The sequence below is a fragment of the Pseudomonas sp. NPDC088414 genome (assembly GCF_044753325.1).
Lineage (GTDB): Bacteria > Pseudomonadota > Gammaproteobacteria > Pseudomonadales > Pseudomonadaceae > Aquipseudomonas.
Map to the genome: position 1 here is coordinate 1 of NZ_JBIVMY010000069.1, position 3,043 is coordinate 3,043.

The following is a 3,043-nucleotide window of genomic DNA, read 5'->3' on the forward strand; positions in this document are numbered from 1 at the left end:
AAAGTGATCGACAAGGGCGCTGACGAGTAAAAACTTCTCTGCTCAACTCATAGCGAATGACGCAATGGGCGGGGACTACGGTCCCCGCAGCATTGTTCAGGCCAGCCTTGCTTGCCTTTCTGCTACGCCCTCGCTGCACCTGACCCTCGTCGGTCAACCCTCCCTTCTCGAAGAACTGATCAACGGCCAATCGGCTGCCGATCGCGCGCGCCTGACGATTGTCCCGGCGTCTGAAGTCATCACCATGGACGAAAAGCCGACCCAGGCCTTGCGTGGCAAGCCGGACTCGTCGATGCGTGTCGCCCTGGAACTGGTGCGTGACGGCAAGGCCCAGGCCTGTGTCAGTGCCGGCAATACCGGGGCGCTGATGGCGTTGTCGCGTTTCGTGCTCAAGACCTTGCCGGGGATTGATCGGCCGGCGATGGTCGCGGCGATCCCGACGCAGAAGGGCTATTGCCAGTTGCTCGACCTGGGCGCCAACGTCGATTGCAGCGCCGAGCATCTGTTGCAGTTCGCGGTGATGGGCTCGGTGGCGGCGCAGACGCTGGGTATCGCCCGGCCGCGCGTCGCGTTGCTGAATATCGGCACCGAAGACATCAAGGGCAATCAGCAGGTCAAGCTGGCGGCGACCTTGCTGCAGGCGGCGCGTGGCATCAACTACATCGGTTTTGTCGAGGGTGATGGCCTGTATCGCGGCGAGGCGGATGTGGTGGTCTGTGACGGTTTTGTCGGCAATATCCTGCTCAAGTCCAGCGAAGGGCTGGCGACGATGATCGCCGCGCGCATCGAAGCCTTGTTCAGGAAAAACCTTGCTTCGCGCGTGGTAGGTGCTTTGGCCCTGCCATTGATGAAGCGCCTGCAGGCTGATCTGGCGCCGGCGCGACATAACGGCGCAAGCTTCCTCGGCTTGCAGGGGATCGTGGTGAAAAGTCACGGTTCGGCCGGGGTTCAGGGTTTTCAGAGTGCGATTCAACGCGCGCTGATCGAGATTCAGGAGAACCTGCCCGAACGCCTCCACGGTCGTCTGGAGGATCTGTTGTCTTAGGCGTTTTCGTCGGACAATGCTTAAATGTGACCGCCCGGTTCAAAGGGCCATCCAACTGTCAGTTTCTTGCGTCCCCCTGCGGGACGTCATTTTTCGACGACAAGATCATTAGGGGCTTGTTACATGTCTGCTTCCCTCGCATTCGTCTTTCCAGGACAGGGTTCGCAGTCCCTCGGCATGCTGGCCGAGTTGGGCGCGGAATATCCGTTGATCCTCGAAACATTCAAAGAAGCCTCTGAGGCTCTGGGCTATGACCTGTGGGCACTGACCCAGCAGGGCCCGGAAGAGCTGCTCAATCAAACCGACAAAACCCAACCGGCCATTCTGACCGCCTCGATCGCCCTGTGGCGTCTGTGGCTGGCTGAAGGCGGCGCGCGTCCGGCATTCGTTGCCGGTCACAGCCTGGGTGAATACAGCGCGCTGGTCGCTGCCGGCAGCCTGAGCCTGGCTGACGCGGTCAAACTCGTTGAGCGCCGTGGCCAGTTGATGCAGGAAGCCGTTCCGGCCGGACAGGGCGGCATGGCTGCGATCCTCGGTCTGGAAGATGCCGACGTGCTGGCAGCCTGTGCCGAAGCGGCGCAGGGCGAAGTGGTCAGCGCGGTGAACTTCAACTCGCCGGGCCAGGTAGTGATTGCCGGTGCGAAGGCTGCGGTCGAGCGTGCCATCGAAGGCTGCAAGACCCGTGGTGCCAAGCGTGCCATGCCGTTGCCGGTGAGCGTGCCGTCGCATTGCGAACTGATGCGTCCGGCTGCCGAGCGCTTTGCCGAATCCATCGCCGCCATCGACTGGCAGGCGCCGCAGATTCCGGTGGTACAGAACGTCAGCGCGCAAGTGCCGGCCGATCTGGAAACCCTCAAGCGTGATCTGCTCGAACAACTGTACAAGCCCGTTCGCTGGGTTGAATCGGTTCAGACGCTGGCTGCCAAAGGCGCTACCAGTCTGGTCGAGTGCGGCCCGGGCAAAGTGCTGGCCGGTCTGAACAAACGTTGCGCCGAAGGCGTTTCGACTTCCAATCTCAACACCCCAGACGCTTTCGCTGCCGCCCGTGCAGCGCTGGCCTGAATCAGGAGAAACTTGCATGAGTCTGCAAGGTAAAGTTGCACTGGTCACCGGTGCAAGCCGCGGTATCGGCCAGGCTATCGCACTGGAACTGGGTCGTCAGGGCGCCATCGTCGTTGGCACCGCGACCTCCGCCAAGGGTGCCGAGGCCATTGCTGCCACGCTCAAGGAGCACGGCATTCAAGGTACCGGCCTGGAACTGAACGTCACCAGCGACGAATCCGTTGCCGCCGTGATCGCGAGCATTCAGGAGCAGTTCGGCGCGCCGGCGATTCTGGTCAATAATGCCGGCATCACCCGCGATAACCTGATGATGCGCATGAAAGACGATGAATGGTACGACGTGATCGATACCAACCTGAACAGTCTGTATCGCCTGTCCAAGGGCGTTTTGCGTGGCATGACCAAGGCGCGCTGGGGCCGAATTATCAGTATTGGCTCGGTGGTGGGTGCCATGGGCAACGCAGGCCAAGTAAACTATGCAGCCGCCAAGGCCGGTCTGGAAGGTTTCAGCCGTGCAATGGCGCGTGAAGTCGGTTCGCGTTCGATTACGGTCAACTCGGTAACCCCTGGGTTCATCGATACCGATATGACCCGCGAACTGCCGGAAGCACAGCGTGAAGCCTTGCAGACGCAGATTCCGCTGGGCCGTCTGGGACAAGCTCAAGAGATCGCTTCGGTGGTCGCTTTTCTTGCATCCGACGGTGCGGCATACGTCACTGGGGCTACAATCCCGGTGAACGGTGGGATGTACATGTAAGTAAAATGTGACGGATTGCTTCAAAAAAATGTCATACGAGCTGTCTAAAATCCGTTATAAAGCTGCAATCTATTTATAGGCAGAGGGCCGCAGGGTTTGAGGAGTGAAGCTTTCAGTTGTAAAGCTGAATAGCCTTTCTATACACTTACACACTGGCCAGCTGCCTGAATTTGTCGATT

3 protein-coding genes are annotated in these 3,043 nt (G+C 59.9%); all 3 read left to right on the forward strand.

Annotated features, from left to right (window positions below; genetic code table 11):
• Positions 1–19 precede the first annotated feature (19 nt).
• Positions 20–1,045, forward strand: a complete 1,026-nt coding sequence (gene plsX, locus ACIP8I_RS27030; RefSeq protein WP_400764916.1) for a phosphate acyltransferase PlsX — start codon at positions 20–22, stop codon at positions 1,043–1,045.
• 123 nt (positions 1,046–1,168) lie between these two features.
• A complete protein-coding gene (gene fabD, locus ACIP8I_RS27035; RefSeq protein ID WP_400764915.1) occupies positions 1,169–2,107 on the forward strand; it encodes an ACP S-malonyltransferase in 939 nt (312 codons plus the stop codon).
• Positions 2,108–2,123: 16 nt separating this feature from the next.
• Positions 2,124–2,864 (forward strand): 3-oxoacyl-ACP reductase FabG, encoded by a 741-nt coding sequence (gene fabG, locus ACIP8I_RS27040; protein WP_027612356.1) that lies wholly within the window; start codon positions 2,124–2,126, stop codon positions 2,862–2,864.
• Positions 2,865–3,043: the final 179 nt, after the last annotated feature.